This is a genomic window from Streptomyces sp. NPDC051740, assembly GCF_044453165.1.
Classification (GTDB): Bacteria; Actinomycetota; Actinomycetes; order Streptomycetales; family Streptomycetaceae; genus Streptomyces; species Streptomyces atrovirens.
Window position 1 is genome coordinate 422,903 of record NZ_JBITCL010000004.1, and the last position, 16,489, is coordinate 439,391.

At 72.3% G+C, this 16,489-nt stretch carries 13 protein-coding genes and 1 pseudogene; 9 read left to right on the forward strand and 5 right to left on the reverse strand.

The features are described 5' to 3' along the window. Positions 1-12 precede the first annotated feature (12 nt). The 6 genes from ACIA6T_RS09830 (at position 13) to ACIA6T_RS09855 (ending at position 6,018) form a co-directional block, all read left to right on the forward strand. Positions 13-855: a class II glutamine amidotransferase gene (locus ACIA6T_RS09830; protein ID WP_399446030.1), complete on the forward strand. Its 843-nt coding sequence runs from the start codon at positions 13-15 to the stop codon at positions 853-855. A gap of 282 nt (positions 856-1,137) precedes the next feature. Beyond that, on the forward strand, positions 1,138-2,220 hold the full coding sequence (locus ACIA6T_RS09835) for a family 43 glycosylhydrolase (protein ID WP_399446031.1): 1,083 nt from the start codon (positions 1,138-1,140) through the stop codon (positions 2,218-2,220). Between the two features lies 1 nt (position 2,221). Beyond that, entirely contained in the window at positions 2,222-3,634 is a 1,413-nt protein-coding gene (locus tag ACIA6T_RS09840; RefSeq protein ID WP_399446032.1) for an RICIN domain-containing protein, read from the forward strand. Beyond that, the gene (locus tag ACIA6T_RS09845) at positions 3,631-4,701 is read left to right on the forward strand and encodes a rhamnogalacturonan acetylesterase (RefSeq protein ID WP_399446033.1); all 1,071 of its coding nucleotides are present in this window, start codon (positions 3,631-3,633) and stop codon (positions 4,699-4,701) included. The genes ACIA6T_RS09840 and ACIA6T_RS09845 overlap by 4 nt, the downstream gene beginning before the upstream one ends. A 106-nt stretch (positions 4,702-4,807) precedes the next feature. Continuing rightward, positions 4,808-5,269 (forward strand): hypothetical protein, encoded by a 462-nt coding sequence (locus tag ACIA6T_RS09850; protein ID WP_399446034.1) that lies wholly within the window; start codon positions 4,808-4,810, stop codon positions 5,267-5,269. Next, positions 5,266-6,018, forward strand: coding sequence for an isocitrate lyase/phosphoenolpyruvate mutase family protein (locus tag ACIA6T_RS09855; RefSeq protein ID WP_399446035.1), 753 nt, complete (start codon positions 5,266-5,268; stop codon positions 6,016-6,018). Before ACIA6T_RS09850 ends, ACIA6T_RS09855 begins: the two co-directional genes overlap by 4 nt. Before the next feature lie 53 nt (positions 6,019-6,071). On the opposite strand, the gene ACIA6T_RS09860 is transcribed toward ACIA6T_RS09855, so the two are convergent. Further along, positions 6,072-6,650, reverse strand: a complete 579-nt coding sequence (locus tag ACIA6T_RS09860) for a TetR/AcrR family transcriptional regulator (RefSeq protein ID WP_399446072.1) — start codon at positions 6,648-6,650, stop codon at positions 6,072-6,074. A 170-nt stretch (positions 6,651-6,820) separates the two neighbouring features. Between ACIA6T_RS09860 and ACIA6T_RS09865 the strand changes: the two genes are divergently transcribed. Continuing rightward, positions 6,821-8,551, forward strand: a complete 1,731-nt coding sequence (locus ACIA6T_RS09865) for a PHP domain-containing protein (RefSeq protein ID WP_399446036.1) — start codon at positions 6,821-6,823, stop codon at positions 8,549-8,551. Continuing rightward, positions 8,548-9,057 carry a hypothetical protein gene (locus tag ACIA6T_RS09870; protein ID WP_399446037.1) on the forward strand — a complete coding sequence of 170 codons (510 nt, stop codon included), beginning with the start codon at positions 8,548-8,550 and terminating at the stop codon, positions 9,055-9,057. The genes ACIA6T_RS09865 and ACIA6T_RS09870 overlap by 4 nt, the downstream gene beginning before the upstream one ends. Positions 9,058-9,063: 6 nt before the next feature. Here the strand turns inward: ACIA6T_RS09870 and ACIA6T_RS09875 are convergent, their stop codons facing one another. From ACIA6T_RS09875 to ACIA6T_RS09890, 4 genes and pseudogenes are all read right to left on the reverse strand, one after another. Further along, positions 9,064-11,925, reverse strand: a complete 2,862-nt coding sequence (locus tag ACIA6T_RS09875) for a glycoside hydrolase family 2 TIM barrel-domain containing protein (RefSeq protein WP_399446038.1) — start codon at positions 11,923-11,925, stop codon at positions 9,064-9,066. Between the two features lie 27 nt (positions 11,926-11,952). Further along, a pseudogene (locus ACIA6T_RS09880) lies at positions 11,953-12,197 on the reverse strand (carbohydrate ABC transporter permease); the annotation flags it as partial. A 169-nt stretch (positions 12,198-12,366) separates the two neighbouring features. Continuing rightward, on the reverse strand, positions 12,367-13,593 hold the full coding sequence (locus ACIA6T_RS09885) for an ROK family transcriptional regulator (protein ID WP_399446039.1): 1,227 nt from the start codon (positions 13,591-13,593) through the stop codon (positions 12,367-12,369). 134 nt (positions 13,594-13,727) lie between these two features. Beyond that, the gene (locus ACIA6T_RS09890) at positions 13,728-14,981 is read right to left on the reverse strand and encodes a D-arabinono-1,4-lactone oxidase (protein ID WP_399446040.1); all 1,254 of its coding nucleotides are present in this window, start codon (positions 14,979-14,981) and stop codon (positions 13,728-13,730) included. Positions 14,982-15,136: 155 nt separating this feature from the next. On the opposite strand from ACIA6T_RS09890, the gene ACIA6T_RS09895 reads away from it, so the two are divergent. Beyond that, on the forward strand, positions 15,137-16,459 hold the full coding sequence (locus ACIA6T_RS09895) for a radical SAM protein (protein ID WP_399446041.1): 1,323 nt from the start codon (positions 15,137-15,139) through the stop codon (positions 16,457-16,459). The last annotated feature ends 30 nt before the right edge of the window (positions 16,460-16,489 follow it).

The following is a 16,489-nucleotide window of genomic DNA, read 5'->3' on the forward strand; positions in this document are numbered from 1 at the left end:
AAGGCGGTGGACATGTGCCGTTGGCTCGCCTATTCGGGCACTCCCATTCTGCTCGACAGCATCCTCTACAGGCCGGTCCACTCACTGATCGACCAGAGCCTGCACGCCAAGATGGGCGTCGAGACGACCAACGGTGACGGGTTCGGCGTGGGCTGGTACGCGTCGCACAAGGACAGCCCCGCCGTCGTCCGGGACATCGGCCCGGCGTGGAGCGACCGCAACCTGCGGGAGATCGCCGAGCACGTCGTCTCGCCGCTCTTCTTCGCCCACATCCGGGCCTCGACCGGCTCGGCGGTGCAGCAGACCAACTGCCACCCGTTCCGGCACGGCCGCTGGATGTGGATGCACAACGGGGCGATCGCCGAGTTCCACCTGCTCCGGCGCGACCTCGCGCTGGCCGTCGAGCCGGAGCTGTTCCCGTACGTCGAGGGGTCCACGGACTCGGAGATGATGTTCTACCTCTCGCTGACCCTCGGTCTGGAGGAGGACCCGCCCGGTGCCGTCGCCCGGATGGCCGGCCTGGTGGAACGCGTCGGCCACGAGCACGGCGTGGAGTTCCCGCTGCAGATGACGGTCGCGGTGACCGACGGCGTGCGCCTGTGGTCGTTCCGCTACTCCAGCCAGAAGGAGTCGCGCTCGCTCTTCTACAGCACCCGCGTGGAGACCCTGCGCTCCCTCCATCCGGACCTGGACTTCCTGCGCGAGATGTCCGACGACGCCCGCCTCATCGTCTCCGAACCCCTGGGCGACCTGCCCGGCGCCTGGAACGCGGTCCCGGAGGGGACGTACGGCGTCGTCCAGCCGGAGGGGGACCGGATGGGGACCTTCACGCCCGCCGTGGCCCGAGGGTTCTGAGGCTTGCGGTACGGGTGCCCGGCCGTCACCGTCCCGGCGGACACGGCTTCCGGGACACGAGGGGGAAACCGGGTGTTCCGGATCCGTCTCGCCGGTGCCTGCCCGGGTTTGGCCGCCACCGGCTGGGCCGTCCTGCCCGTACGGCCCTGACCGTCACGTCCCGCCGTACCCGTTGACCTCTCCGTGACACACCCTTACCTTTTCGACGTTCGTCGCGTCAGACGACGTTCGGCATATCGAAAAATCGAGTGCATGTCATCTTCCCCACGAGAGGCGGACCGCATGAGCCGCGCCACCGACGACCTGCACGACCCGTCCCCGTCCCCCGCCCGCAGACTCCTGCTGAAGGGCGCCCTCGCCGCGGGCGCCCTGGCCGCCGCGACACCCGCCGTGGCCGACGCCGCCGCACACCCGAAGGCAGCCCCGTACGTGAACCCGCTCGTCCCCCACCGCGCCGACCCGCACATCACCCGGCACACCGACGGCTTCTACTACTTCACCGCCACCGCCCCCGAGTACGACCGGATCGTCCTGCGCCGCTCCCGCACCCTGGGCGGGCTGGGCCGCGCCGCCGAGTCGGTGATCTGGCGGGCGCACCCCACCGGGGACATGGGCGCCCACATCTGGGCGCCGGAGATGCACCGCGTCGCCGGCAAGTGGTACGTCTACTTCGCCGCCGCGCCCGCCGAGGACGTGTGGGCCATCCGCATCTGGGTGCTGGAGAACGCCCACCCCGACCCCTTCAAGGGCACCTGGACCGAGAAGGGGCAGATCAAGACCGCGTGGGAGACCTTCTCCCTGGACGCCACCACCTTCGCCCACCGCGGCACCCGCTACCTCGCCTGGGCCCAGCACGAACCCGGCCTGGACAACAACACCGCCGTCTGGCTCTCCGAGATGGCCGACCCCTGGACCCTGACCGGACCCCAAGTGCGGCTCTCCACACCCGAGTACGACTGGGAGCGCATCGGCTTCGCGGTCAACGAGGGCCCCTACGTGCTGCACCGCAACGGCCGGCTGTTCATGACGTACTCGGCCAGCGCCACCGACCACCACTACTGCGTGGGGCTGCTGACCGCCGACGAGGACAGCGACCTCATGGACCCGGCGAGCTGGGCCAAGTCACCCGTCCCCGTCTTCACCAGCAACGACACGACCGGGCAGTACGGTCCCGGCCACAACTGCTTCACCGTCGCCGAGGACGGCCGTACCGACGTGCTCGTCTACCACGCCCGCCAGTACAAGGAGATCACCGGCGACCCGCTGCACGACCCCAACCGGCACACCCGCGTCCAGAAGCTCGGCTGGAAGCCGGACGGCACCCCCGACTTCGGCGTCCCCGTGGCCGACACCGAGGGGGCGTGACATGAGACGCGCGTACGCCGTACTGCTCGCCCTCTGTCTCGCACTCGCCGGCGCCCTGGCCACCGCCGGGCCCGCGCAGGCCGCCCCGCAGACCATCGCCAACGGCACGCAGTTCACCGACGGTCCGGGCAACCCCGTACACGCCCACGGCGGTGGCGTCCTCAAGGTCGGCGCGTACTACTACTGGTTCGGCGAGCACCGCAACGCCGACAACACCTTCCGCTACGTGGACGCCTACCGCTCCACCGACCTGAAGAACTGGGAGTTCCGCAACCACGTCCTCACCGAGGACAGCCACGCCGAGCTCGCCACCGCCAACATCGAGCGGCCCAAGGTCATGTACAACGCGGCCACCGGCCAGTTCGTGATGTGGATGCACAAGGAGAACGGCAGCGACTACAGCGAGGCCCGCGCCGCCGTCGCCGTCTCCGACACCGTGGACGGCGACTACACCTGGCGGGGCAGCTTCCGGCCGCTGGGCCGGCACATGTCCCGCGACATCACCGTCTTCACGGACACCGACGGCGCCGGCTACATGGTCTCCGCCGCCCGCGAGAACTACGACCTGCACATCTACCGGCTCACCGCCGACCACACCGGCATCGCGAGCCTGGTCGCCAACCCCTGGCCCGGCGGCCACCGCGAGGCCCCCGCCCTGTTCAAACGCAACGGCGTCTACTTCATGCTGACTTCGGGCGCCACCGGCTGGAACCCCAACCAGCAGCAGTACGCCACCGCCACCAGCCTCTCCGGCCCCTGGTCCGCGATGCGCGACGTCGGAGACTCGACCGCCTACGGCTCGCAGACCGCGTACGTCCTGCCGGTGCAGGGCTCCTCCGGCACCTCGTACCTCTACCTGGGCGACCGCTGGGGCAACTCCTTCGGCGGGACCGTCAACGACTCCCGGTACGTGTGGCTGCCGCTGACCTTCCCGTCGTCCACGTCGATGTCCCTGTCCTGGTCGCCCGAGGTCACCGTCGACACGGCCGCCGGGACGGTCGACGGCACCGCCGCCACGTACCACACGCTGATCGCCCGGCACAGCGGCAGGTGCGCCGACGTGACCGGCCAGTCGCTGTGGCAGGGCGCCCAGATCAAGCAGTACGGCTGCAACGGCGGCGGCAACCAGAAGTACTGGTTCAAGTCCGTCGGCGGCGGCTACCACCAACTGGTGGTCCGGGGCAGCAGCCTGTGCGTGCGGGAGAACGCGAGCACCGTCTCGCAGGAGGACTGCGACGCCTCCGCGGCCGGCCAGCAGTGGTCGGTCACCACCACGGGCTCCTACGTCACCATCAGGTCCCGTGCCACCGGCGAGTGCCTGGACGTGAACGGCGCGTCCACCGCCGACTCCGCCGCGATCATCACGTACACCTGCAACGGAGGGAGCAACCAGCAGTGGACACGCGGGACATGAGACGGGGCCGCACGACCGCCCGGACCGCCGTGACGGCGGCCGTGGCACTGGGCATCGGTCTGTCGGCCGTACCGGCCCAGGCACAGACCCGGCAGCACGAGGTGCGTCCGCCCGCCCCCGGCATCGAGAACTGCACGGCCACCGCCTGCCACTTCGACCTGCCGCCCGGCACCTACGACGTGCGGGTCACCCTCGGCGGCGACCGGGCGTCCAGCACCTCCCTCGGCGGCGAGACCCGGCGCGCCCTGCTCCCGGAGACCGCCGCGCCGGCCGGGGAGCGTGTCGTGCGGAGCTTCACCGTGGACGTCCGCACACCCGAGGGCGAGCCCCTGGGCGCCGAGGGCACACCCGGACTCGACCTCACCGTCGGCGGAACCGCGCCCGCACTCGCCGGCATCCGGGTCACCCCGGCCCGGTACGCCCGGCAGATCCTCCTGGTCGGCGACTCCACGGTCTGCGACCAGCCCGGCGACCCGTACTCCGGCTGGGGCCAGCAACTGCCCCGGTACCTGCGCAAGGGGCTGTCCGTGGCCAACTACGCGGACTCCGGGGAGAGTACGGTCAGTTATCTCGGGAACCCGCTCCTCTGGGACACCGTCCGGCCACTGATCCGGCGCGGCGACCTCGTCCTGATCCAGCTCGCCCACAACGACAAGACCACCGACGAGGCGACCTACCGGGCCAACCTCGAGTCCCTGGTGGCGGGCGTGCGGGAGCGGGGCGGCGAGCCGGTCCTCGTGACCCCGGTCGTGCGACGCTGGTTCAACACCGACGGCACCCTGAACAACGGCACGGCCCTGCTGGTCAACGGGCTCGGCGTCGACCACCCGGCCGTCATCCGCTCCGTCGCCGCCGACCGGGACGTCCCGCTGATCGACCTCACCGCGCGGACCAGGGAACTGGTGGAGTCCCTCGGCGTGGAGGGCTCCAAGGCGCTGTACCTCTACAACGAGAAACGGGACAACACGCACACCTCCGTGCACGGCGCCACCGTGTACGCGGACCTGGTCCGCCAGGAACTGCTGAACCTGCGTCTGGTGCCCAAGGGCGCGGTCAGGACGGGATGAGACCCCTGGGGCGCTCCGACCGGAACCGGGGCGCCCCAGGCCCACCACCCCCACGTGCCCGGACGGTTCGGCCGGCACCGAAGCGTCCCGCTTCTAGCGTTGCCGCATGAACGAGAACACGCGGACCCCCACCCCCGCCACGGCCGTCACCGGCATGGTCGACCACGTCCTCGCCCTGGCCGCCACCTGGACCCGCTGGGACGGCGAACCCGCGCACGCCGACGGTCGCGTTTACACCCCGCACAAGGCGATCCGCCGCGTCGCCGACCACCTCGTCGACCACCTCGCGGAGATGGAGGCCCGCCTCGCCGGTGAGGAACCCCAGCCCGACCACTGGCACGCCTCCCTGATCACCACCGAGGCCGACCTCGCCCCCTTCACCCCGCAGGACCTCGACGAGGCCCGCAGCCGCCTCACCCGGCTCGCCCGCGTCTGGGCCAACCGCCTCGACGCGCTCACCGACGAACAGCTCGACGACTCGCCCGGCGAGGGCTGGAGCTTCCGCGAACTCGCCCGCCACCTCACCGAGTCCGTCTACTACGCGGATGCCGTCGGAGACCTGTCATGACCTCCTTCGCCGACCTCCACCACGCGGACGAACCCCTGCTGCTGCCCAACGCCTGGGACCACGCCTCCGCCCACCTCCTGGCCGCGCACGGCTTCCGGGCCGTCGGCACCACGAGCCTGGGCGTCGCCGCGGCGGCGGGGCTGCCCGACGGGGCGGCGGCCACCCGCGAGGAGACACTGCGGCTCGCCCTCACCCTCGGCCCGGGACCGTTCCTGCTCTCCGTCGACGCGGAGGGCGGCTTCAGCGACGACCCGGACGAGGTGGCCGAGTTCGCCCGGGAGCTGTACGCCCTGGGCGCCGCCGGCATCAACCTGGAGGACGGACTCGGGCCCGCCGACCGGCACGCCGCGAAGATCACCGCCGTTCGCGCGGCGGCCCCCGGCCTCTTCGTCAACGCCCGCACCGACACGTACTGGCTCGGCGACGGCGAGGACACCACCCGCCGCCTCGACGCCTACGTCCGAGCGGGCGCGCACGGCGTGTTCGTGCCCGGCCTCACCGGCCCCCGGGAGATCGCCGCCCTGGTGCGCGGCCTGGACGGCGTCCCCCTCAACATCCTCTACTCGCCCACCGGCCCCTCCGTCCCCCACCTCACCGGCCTCGGCGTCCGCCGGATCAGCCTCGGCTCGCTGCTGTACCGCCGGGCGCTCGGCGCCGCGATGGACACGGTGGCCGGGATCCGGTCGGGCCACCGGATCCCGGAGGGCACGACACCGCCGTACGAGGAGATCGCGGCGCTCGGCCGGTAGCGCCGGGGCCGGGACACGTCCCCGCACATGGGGGCGTACGCCGCTCCCGGCGGTCAGCCGGCCTGCTCCCGGGGCCAGTTCTCCAAGGTGATGTGCAGGGCGTCGATCGCCCTGTTCCAGGATGCCTCGTGGTCACGGGGCGCCCCGAAGGCGCCGGAGGACTCCAGGGCACAGTAGCCGTGGAAGGTGCTGCGCAGCAGGCGTACGGCGTCGGTGAGGTCGGGTTCGTCCAGGCCGTAGGCGCGGAGCAGGCCGTAGGTGACCTCGGCGGTGCGGCGCATCGCGGGGGAGTCGGGGACCAGGGACCGGTCCAGGCGGATCTGGGTGGCCGCGTAACGGCCGGGGTGGGTGAGGGCGTACGCCCGGTAGGCGCCCGCGAAGGCGGCCAGCGCCTCCTTGCCGGTCCGTCCGGCGACCGCCGCCGCGATCCGGTCGATCATCTCCCCGCCCGCCAGCAGGGCCATCCGGGTGCGCAGGTCCCGCAGGCCGCGCACATGCGCGTACAGGCTCGCGTCCCGCACGCCGAAACGCCGGGCCAGCGCGGACAGGGTGACGTTCTCGTAGCCCGCCTCGTCGGCGAGGTCGGCGGCGGCCGCGACGAGACGGTCGGTGGTGAGTCCGGCGCGGGGAATGGAGGCCTCCGAAGCAAACCCGACAGGAAGCGCCCAGCCTACCGAGCAGATGTGCGCGAGCCGCCGTGTCCAGGGCATGCGCCGCTCATCCGCACGTCGTCCGACGTTCATACGACGCCTTGATCCTCCACACGCGGCGTGATCGCGCCGCGGCATCGAGGAGGCACACCATGGGTCACGGGCACGCGCACGGACACGGACACGGACACGGACACCACCACCATCACCACCCTCACGAAACGACGGCTCCGCTGCCCGCCGCCTTCGACACCTCCGTGCCCGACGAGGCGCTGAACCCCGAGCAGAGGTCCCGCCGTACGCTGCTGCGCCGGGCCGGACTGCTCGGCGCGGGCCTCGCGGCCGGCACCGTGCTCTCCGCCGGCGCCGGCGCGGCCACGCCCGCGTACGCGGCGGGTGACAGCGGCCGCGGCAGGAGCAGGAGCAAGGGCTTCCTGTGGCTGGCGGGCGACCACCACATCCACACCCAGTACAGCAGCGACGGCAAGTACCGCGTCACCGACCAGGTCCGCCAGGGCGCCCGGCACGGCATGGACTGGCTGGTCATCACCGACCACGGTGGCAGCACCCACGCCAGGATCGGCGTGGACAAGGTCAACCCGGACATCCTCGAGGCCCGCGACGCGTACGAGGACACCCTCGTCTTCCAGGGCCTGGAGTGGAACATCCCGGCCGCCGAGCACGGCACCGTCTTCGTCCACCCGGGCCGCAACGAGGTCTCCGTCCTCAAGCAGTTCGAGACCGACTACGACGGCGGCGTCAAGGGCGCCACCGCCTCCACCCCGGCCAACGAGGCGCTCGCCGTCGCCGGACTGAACTTCCTCTCCGAGCAGGTCAGACGGCGCAAGGTCAAGGACGCCCTGATGCTCGCCAACCACCCGGCGCGCAAGGGCATCGACTCCCCGCACGAGATCCGCGCCTGGCGCGACGCCACCGGCACCGGTGACCGGCAGATCGCCGTCGGCTTCGAGGGCGCCCCCGGCCACCAGGCGGGCGGTCTGCCGGCGCCGCTCGGCCCGGGCGGGGCCCGCGGCATCTACGACGGCGGCCCGAGTGCCAACTCCTTCGCCGGCTACCCGCTGGAGAGCTACCGCACCTGGGGCGGCTTCGACTGGATGACCGCCACCGTCGGCGGCCTGTGGGACAGCCTCCTGGCCGAGGGCCGTCCCTGGTGGATCACCGCCAACTCCGACTCCCACCAGGTGTACGGCGACACCGGCGCCCGCGGCGGCGGCGACTTCAACGCCAACGGCCGCTACGACGACCCGGTCTACGCCGGACAGATCGACCTCACCGAGAACGACTACTGGCCCGGCCAGTACAGCCGCACCCACGTCGGCGCCGACGGCTTCTCCTACGCCGCCGTCATGGACGGCATCCGTGCCGGCCGCATCTGGGTCGACCACGGCCAGCTCATCAGCGGCCTCGACGTCCGCGTCTCGGGCGGCAGCCGCTGGGCCACCCTCGGCGGCGCCCTGCACGTGCGCAAGGGCACCAAGGTCACGCTGACCGCCGACATCGCCCTCGCCGGCGGCAACAACTGGGCCGGGTTCACCCCGAAGCTCGCCCGCGTCGACGTCATCCAGGGCGACGTGACCGGCCCGGTCGCCGACAAGGACACGTTCACCGCGCCCACGGCGAAGGTCGCCCGGTCGTACGACATCGACAAGTCGGCCGGCACCGTCCGCGTCACCTTCGACCTCGGCCGCGTCGACCGCCCGGTGTACGTCCGGCTGCGCGGCACCGACGGCAACCGGTCCGCCGTCGGCGCCATGGGCGCCAAGGTCGACCCGGCGGGCCCCGCCCTCGACGTCGTCGGCGACGCCGACCCGTGGCGCGACCTGTGGTTCTACTCCAACCCGGTGTGGGTCCTGCCGTCATGACGCCGTACGCCCTCACCGTGGACGCGGGCATCGAGGACCTGCTCGACGCCGACCGCCTGCTGCACCGGATGGCAGCCGAACTCGACCTCTCCGAGGACACGTTCGGCTGCACCCACCTGGTGCGCGACGACCGTCCGCGCGTCGCCGTGTCCCTGTCCCTGCCCTCACGGCCGCTCCCGGACACCCTCCGGGAGCGGCTCGCGGGGTACGGCGCCGTCTCCCCGGGCCTGCCCGACGAGGTGGGACGCGCGGTGCTCTACCCGGGTGTCTCCGCCCTCACCGGCACGATGACGGTCGGGGAGCTCGTAGAACGCTCCGCGATCGCCCGCGTGACGGTCCTGGGCACGCCCGGGCCGCCCGGCCCGGACACGCGCATGGTGACCCGTGACCACGTGCGGCCGTTGTGGCAGCGGGACGAACTCGTCCTCGCCGCCACCCCGGCCCTGGGCGGCACCCTCGTGCCGTTCGAGGCCCCGGATCCCACGCCCTGCTGCGCGGACCACTGAGCCCCGTCAGTCGCGCGGCTCCGAGAACACGAAGGAGAACTCCGCGGGCTCGGGCCACAGGTAGTACCGGGGGAGCGGGCCCGGGCCGCAGGACTGGGAACCGATGCCGTGCAGCCGGTGGTCGAGGTGGACCCAGACCGTGTCGCCGGGGACGAGGTCGGTGCGGTGCCGGGCGGCGTCCAGGTGCCCGGTGGTCCAGGGCCGGGCCGTGAACCAGAACTCCGGTTCGCCGTCGACCCGCAGACCGCCGATCTCCGCCCAGCGCACGTCGGCGTGGGCGCCGTTCTCCTGCGGGCGGACGTAAGGCGTCTGGAGCTCCCCGACGCTCGCGTCCCACAACAGGTCCTTCGACGCGGCCCTGGTGTCCGGATACGACTCGTTCCCGCCGCCGAACCAGAACACGGCGTCCTCGGGGGTGCCCGCGAGGCCGAAGCGGATGCCGAGCCGGGGCAGCGGCACCCGCCACTCGCCCTCCGGCACGACCGAGACGGTCAGCCGCACCCGCGTGCCGTCGGAGGTCCAGCGGTACGCCGTCCGCAGGCCCGTCTCCCGGCCGGCGGGCGCCACCCGGGTCCGTACGGTCAGCGCGTCACCGTCCGTCTCGACGGCCTCGACGCGGTGCCGCATGCGGTGCAGGCCCAGCTCGCGCCAGAGCGGCCCGTACCGGGTGTCCGTCTGCCAGGTCGCCCCGTCGTCGTTGTCGGTCGTCGCCCGCCACACGTCCAGCCGCAGATCGCTCACCGGCACACCGGAGAGCGTGCGCACCGCGCCGGTGCGGGCGTCGAAGACCGCCGGGCCCAGGGTGATCCGGTCACCGTCGACGGCGGGCCGCACACCGTTCGCCGCCGGCAGCGGGGCGCGACGGGCCACCGTCCCCTGGGCCCAGGCCACTTCGTGTCCCCTGCCGGCCCACGGCGTGTCCTCGGCGAGCATCACCCGCACCGTCCACTGCACCTCCTCGCCCCCGCCGTCCGGCGCCTCGGGCAGCTTGACCTCCGCCGACTCCCCGGGGGCCAGCGGCGGCACGGTGAGCCGGTGCGCCCCCGTCGGCACGCCGTCCACCTGGTGGGAGAACACGAACTCCAGAGGGGACAGGTCCGCGAAGTCGTACCGGTTGGTCACCCGTACGGTGCCGTCCGCGTCGCCCGCCTCGATCCGGACCGGCTCGATCACCTTCTTGTACTCGATCAGGCCCGGTGACGGCGTGCGGTCCGGGAAGAGCAGCCCGTCGCAGACGAAGTTGGCGTCGTGCAGCTCCTCCCCGAAGTCACCGCCGTAGGCGTAGCCCAGCTCCGGGTGCTCGACGCCGTGGTCGATCCACTCCCAGACGAAACCGCCCTGGAGCCGGTCGTACCGCTCGAACAGCTCCTGGTACTCGGTGAGTCCGCCGGGGCCGTTGCCCATGGCGTGCGCGTACTCGCAGAGGATCAGGGGCAGTTCGCGCCTGCGGTGGGTGCCGCCGTCCAGGCCCCGCGCGATCCGTTCGACCTCCTCGTGCGGCGGGTACATCCGCGAGTACACGTCCGTGTCACGGCAGCCGAGGTCGCCCTCGTAGTGCACCGGGCGGGAGGGGTCCCGGTCGTGGATCCAGTCGGCCATCGCGGTGAGTCCGCGTCCGGTGCCGGCCTCGTTGCCGAGGGACCACATCACCACCGACGGGTGGTTCTTGTCCCGCTCCACCATGCGCGCGGCCCGGTCCAGCAGGGCCGGGGTCCAGCGCTCGTCGTCGACGGGGTTGTCCCGCCAGTCCTGCTCGACGAAGCCGTGGGTCTCCAGGTCGCACTCGTCGATCACCCACAGCCCGTACTCGTCGCACAGGTCGAGGAAGGCCGGGTGCGGCGGATAGTGGGAGGTGCGGACCGCGTTGACGTTGTGCCGCTTCATCAGCAGCACGTCCTCGCGCATGGTGTCGAGGTCCAGCGCGCGGCCCCGGCGCGGGTGCCACTCGTGCCGGTTGACGCCCTTGAACAGCAGGGGGGTTCCGTTGACCTTGAGCAGGCCGTCCTCGACGGCGACCGTACGGAAGCCGATGCGCACCGGGACGCGCTCGCCCGCCGTGGCCAGCACCCCGTCGTACAGCCGGGGCGTCTCCGCCGTCCACGGCTCGACCGGGAGCGTCACCGGTTCGCCGGCCGCCACGTCGATGCCCAACTCCTCGACGGTCACCCGCCCTTCGACGTCGGAGTCGACGCGCAGGGTGCCCGCGCCGGTGACGTGGTCGTAGGAGGCGTGCACGAAGAAGTCGCCCACGCTGCCTGCCGGACGGTGCAGCAGGGTCACGTCACGGAAGATGCCGGGCAGCCACCACTGGTCCTGGTCCTCCAGGTACGACCCCGCCGACCACTGGTGGACCCGGACCGCGAGGACGTTCCCGGACGGCTTCAGCAGGTGCCCGACCGCGAACTCGTGCGGCAGGCGGGACCCCTTGAACTCCCCGATGTCCGTGCCGTTCAGCCAGACCCGGGCGCAGGACTCCACCCCGTCGAAGCGGAGCACGGCCGTACCCTCGCCCGGCCAGTCCCCGGGGAGGTCGAAGACGCGCAGATGGTCGCCGGTGGGGTTCTCGGCGGGGACGTGCGGCGGATCGACGGGGAAGGGATAGAGGTGGTTGGTGTAGATCGGCGCGCCGTGGCCCTGGAGCACCCAGTGGCCGGGCACGGTCACCTCCGGCCAGCCCCCGGCGTCGTACCCGGGCGCGGCGAACGAGTCGTCCTCGGCGTCGGCGGTCGCGGACACCCGTAGGCGCCAACCGCCGTTCAGGGAGAGGGAGGCCGCGTCGGAGGACGCGTACCGGGCGCGCGGGGGCAGGGTCCCGCGGCCGGGAGAGACGTCCTCGACATAGCCGGTCGCCGGGGTGCGCAATGACATGGGTCTCCTAGATCGGTCCTGGCCGGCTCAGCCCTTGGTCCCGGTCCGCGCGCTGCCCCGCACCGGTCGGCGCTGGAGGAACAGGAACACGCGCACCAGGAGGAGGACGGACATGGCCGTGGCGATGAAGATCGGATGGAAGTCGACGGTCTGGTCGGTCATCGGTGGGAGGAGAGGGTCGTCCGGACCGTCCGGGCGCTCGGGTCCTGGCCGGTGACCAGCGGCCACAAGGAGGAATTCCAGCCGCCGACGAAGGCGATCATGGCGATGGCGACGTCCTTGTCTCGAGTGCGGCTGTCGGCGGGATGGCGGTCAAGGACCTGCGGTGCGCGGGACGTACGGCGCGCAGGACGTTAACCTTCCGCCAATGCTTCGGCAAGGGGTTGGACGAAGTCCGTTCGAAGCATTGCGACTCGTTCGTGATGACGAACGGGACGGGAGTCACCGGCGACTGCCGGCGGTACGGTCCCCGGCGCGCCTCCCGGCCGACCGCAACGCCCCCTCCAGCGCGAACGTGGCCGCTCCCAGGCACACCGGATCGGTCGGGATCGGGGAGAGGACGATCCGGGTGGCGGCCAGCGGGCGGCGCAGCGCGTGCCGGGCGACGGCCGTACGCACCCCGTCGAGCAGCGGCTCGCCGAACGCGGCAGCGACCCAGCTGCTGAGCACGACCACCTCCGGGTTGAAGAGGTTGACCAGATCGGCGATCCCGGCCCCGAGGTAACGGACGGTGTGCCCGAGCACCTCCACCGCCACCGGATCGCCCGCGCTCGCGCCCCGGGCGAGCGCGTCGACGGTGGCCGTCTGGTCGTCGGCCCGCAGCAGCGGGCTGTCCGGGCTCAGCTCCCGCAGGCTGAGCATGATCCCGGGCGCGCCGGTGTACGTCTCCACACAGCCGCGGTTGCCGCAGTGGCAGGGGCGGCCGTCCAGGACGAGGGTGGTGTGCCCCCACTCACCGGCGCTGTTGCTCACCCCCCGGTGCACCCCGCCGCCCAGCACCAGCCCGGCCCCCACCCCGGTCCCGAGGTTGACCACCACCGCGTCCCCGTGCCCGCGCGCCGCCCCGAACCACAGCTCGGCCACCGCGCAGGCCCGCAACGGGTTGTCCAGGTACAGGGGGTGGGCGATGTGGTCGGTGAGCAGGTCGAGCAGGGGGACGTCGTGCCAGTCCCAGTTCGGCGCGTACTCGGAGATCCCGGTGTCCCGGTCCACCTGACCCGGCACGCTCACCCCGACCCCGAGCACCCGCGCGCCCTCCACCCCGGCCCGCGCCACCACCGACCCCACCGCCGTGGCCACACGGCCCACGACCTGCTCGGGCCGGCTCTCGCCGGGGCGCACGCCCTCCTCGGCGCGGGCCAGCACGTTCAGCGCGAGGTCGAACAGCTCGACCCGGACGTAGGTCTCGGCGAGATCCACGCCGATCAGCGCGCCCCCCGACGCGTTGACGGCCACCAGGCCCCGGGGACGGCCGCCGGCCGAGTCCTCGAAACCGACCTCGGTGATCACACCGAGGTCGAGCAGCTCCCCGACCAGCGTGGCGACGGTGGCGAGACTGAGCCCCGTGGCGGCCGCCAGCTCCTGCCGGGAGGTCGGCGACGCGGCGATGACCTGGCGCAGCACCTGGTAGCGGTTGGCCGTGCGGATGTCCCGCGATGTGCGCTTCACCGAGCTGCCCCCGTCCCTGCCGGGCCGACCGGGCACCGGCGCGCGGCAAGGCTATGGGGGAGGCGGACCTTTCGACAAGGGGTTCGGAAAGGGGCCTGACGAAGTCCGGTCAGGGCCGGCGGGCGCCCTCGGCGTCAGTCGCCCAGGACGTCCCGGACGAAGGCGTTGGTGAACTTGCCCGCCGGGTCCAGGTCGCGGACGAGGGCCCGGAAGTCGTGCAGGCGCGGGTAGCGGGCGTGCAGCTCCGCCGCCGGCGTGGTGAACACCTTCCCCCAGTGCGGTCGCGCCCCGAACGGCGCAAGGGCCTCCTCCACCCGTCCCACCACGGGCAGCACCACCCGCGTGTCCTCGACCCAGGTGAAGTGGACGGCCACCGTGTCCCGGCCGTAGGAGGGGCTGAGCCACTGGTCGTCGGCGGCGACGGTGCGCACCTCGCAGGTCTGCAGCACCGGGGCGACCGCCTCCCGGATCCCGTCCAGCGCGTGCAGCGCGGCGACGGCCGACTCCCTCGGCATCAGGTACTCCGACTGCAGCTCCGCCCCGCTGCTCGGCGTGAACTCCGCGCGGAAGTGCGGCAGCCGCTCGTGCCAGGGCCCGGCCACGCCGAACTGCTCGGTGCAGTTCACCGCCGGCATCCCCGGCACCGGGTGCATCTTCTCGGCCGCCGGGGGCGCCCAGGGGAAGTCCGGCAGCGGCTGGTCGGTGCGCCGCTTCACCCACACCTGACGGAAGCCCGGCGCCCGCCAGTCGGTGAACAGGCTCACGCTGTACGCCGCCGACATCACCTTCTCGAACGTGGCGGAATCCAGCCCCTCCAGCGGCATCTCGGTGAACACGTACTGCTCCACCTCGAAGGCCGGCTCCAGGTCCAGGGTGAGCGCGGTGACGACACCGAGCGCGCCCAGCGAGGTGACCGCGCCGCCGAACCGCTCGTCGCCGCGCGCCACGGTCACCGTCGAGCCGTCCGCCGTGACCAGTTCCACCGCGCGCACGGACGAGGCGAGCGGGCCGTTGCCGACGCCGGAGCCGTGGGTGCCGGTGGCGACCGAGCCGGCCACCGAGATGTGCGGGAGCGACGCCATGTTCGCCAGCGCCAGCCCGTGCCGGTGCACCTCGCGGGCCAGCTCCGCGTAGCGCACCCCGCCCCCGACGCGTACCGTCCGGGCCGCCGGGTCCACGTCGACCCGCGGGGGCAGCGCGTCCAGGGACAGCAGGACGCCGTCCGCGCCGGCCTCGGCGATCTCGTTGAAGGAGTGCCCGCTGCCCAGGGCCCGCACCCGCGCGCTCCCGGCGACCAGTGTGCGCAGCGCGTCCAGGCTGCGCGGGCGGTGCAGCTCCCCGGCGGCGTACGTGATGTTGCCCGCCCAGTTGGTCACGGTCTCGGCCATCGCTCGTCCTTCCTGACGCTCGGGACCGAAAAGGTCCCCGCCGGAACCTACCTCGCGAGTGATCCGCGCCCTGTGGGGGGACCCGGCACCCCGGATGTCCGAGCGGGGGCATACCGTGAGGAGTCGTACGTCCGAACCGGGAGGAGAACAACGGGATGGGCAGCCGTACCGCGCTGGTCGAGGATCTGATGGAGCGGTTCCCGCACGTGCCGCGCGAAGCCGTCTTCAAGGAGGACCTGCTGCGCGGCGGTGTGGCCTTCGACCCGTCCGCGCTCAGCGACAACGAGAGCGGTGAGGTCAAACCGAAGTCGTACTTCATCTTCTCCTTCGACCACGGCACCCTGCCCGAGCTGGGCGAGGCCGCGCTGCGCCGCCCGCCGGAGGAGATCATCCTCACCGGCGGCCCGTACGACCTGCGCCGCACGGTCGTGTCGGTGCGGGTGAACCCGGCCTCCCCCTACCGCGTCGCCGCCGACGAGCACGGTGTGCTCGGCCTCTACCTCGACGGCAGGCGGATCTCGGACGTCGGCGTGCCGCCCATGCCCGAGTACTACCGGCACACCCTCTCCAACGGGAAGTCGGTCATGGAGGTCGCCCCCACCATCCAGTGGGGCTACCTGATCTATCTGACCGTCTTCCGGGTCTGCCAGTACTTCGGCGCCAAGGAGGAGTGCCAGTACTGCGACATCAATCACAACTGGCGCCAGCACAAGGCGGCGGGCCGGCCCTACACCGGGGTGAAGGACGTCGAGGAGGTCCTGGAGGCCCTCGAGATCATCGACCGGTACGACACCGCGAAGGCGTCCACCGCCTACACCCTCACCGGCGGCGCCATCACCAAGACGGTCTCCGGACGCGACGAGGCCGACTTCTACGGCCACTACGCCAAGGCCATCGAGGAGCGCTTCCCCGGCCGCTGGATCGGCAAGGTCGTCGCCCAGGCGCTGCCCAGGGACGACGTGCAGCGCTTCAAGGACTACGGCGTGCAGATCTACCACCCCAACTACGAGGTGTGGGACGAGTACCTGTTCAAGATGTACTGCCCCGGCAAGGAGCGCTACGTCGGCCGCGACGAGTGGCACAAGCGCATCCTCGACTCCGCGGAGATCTTCGGCGCGCGCAACGTGATCCCCAACTTCGTGGCCGGCGTGGAGATGGCCGAGCCCTTCGGCTTCAAGACGGTCGACGAGGCCATCGCCTCCACCACCGAGGGCCTGCGCTTCTTCATGTCGCACGGCATCACGCCCCGCTTCACCACCTGGTGCCCGGAGCCGACCACCCCGCTCGGCAAGGCCAACCCGCAGGGCGCCCCGCTGGAGTACCACATCCGTCTCCTCCAGGCCTACCGGCAGACCATGGAGGACTTCGGCCTCTCCTCGCCCCCCGGCTACGGCCCGCCCGGACCCGGCAACGCGGTGTTCTCCGTCAGCTCCTTCATGGACAGCCTCCCGGCCCAGGAGTCCGCCGGGACGGTCTGAGACACCGGGGACCCAGGGCCCTCGCGGAGG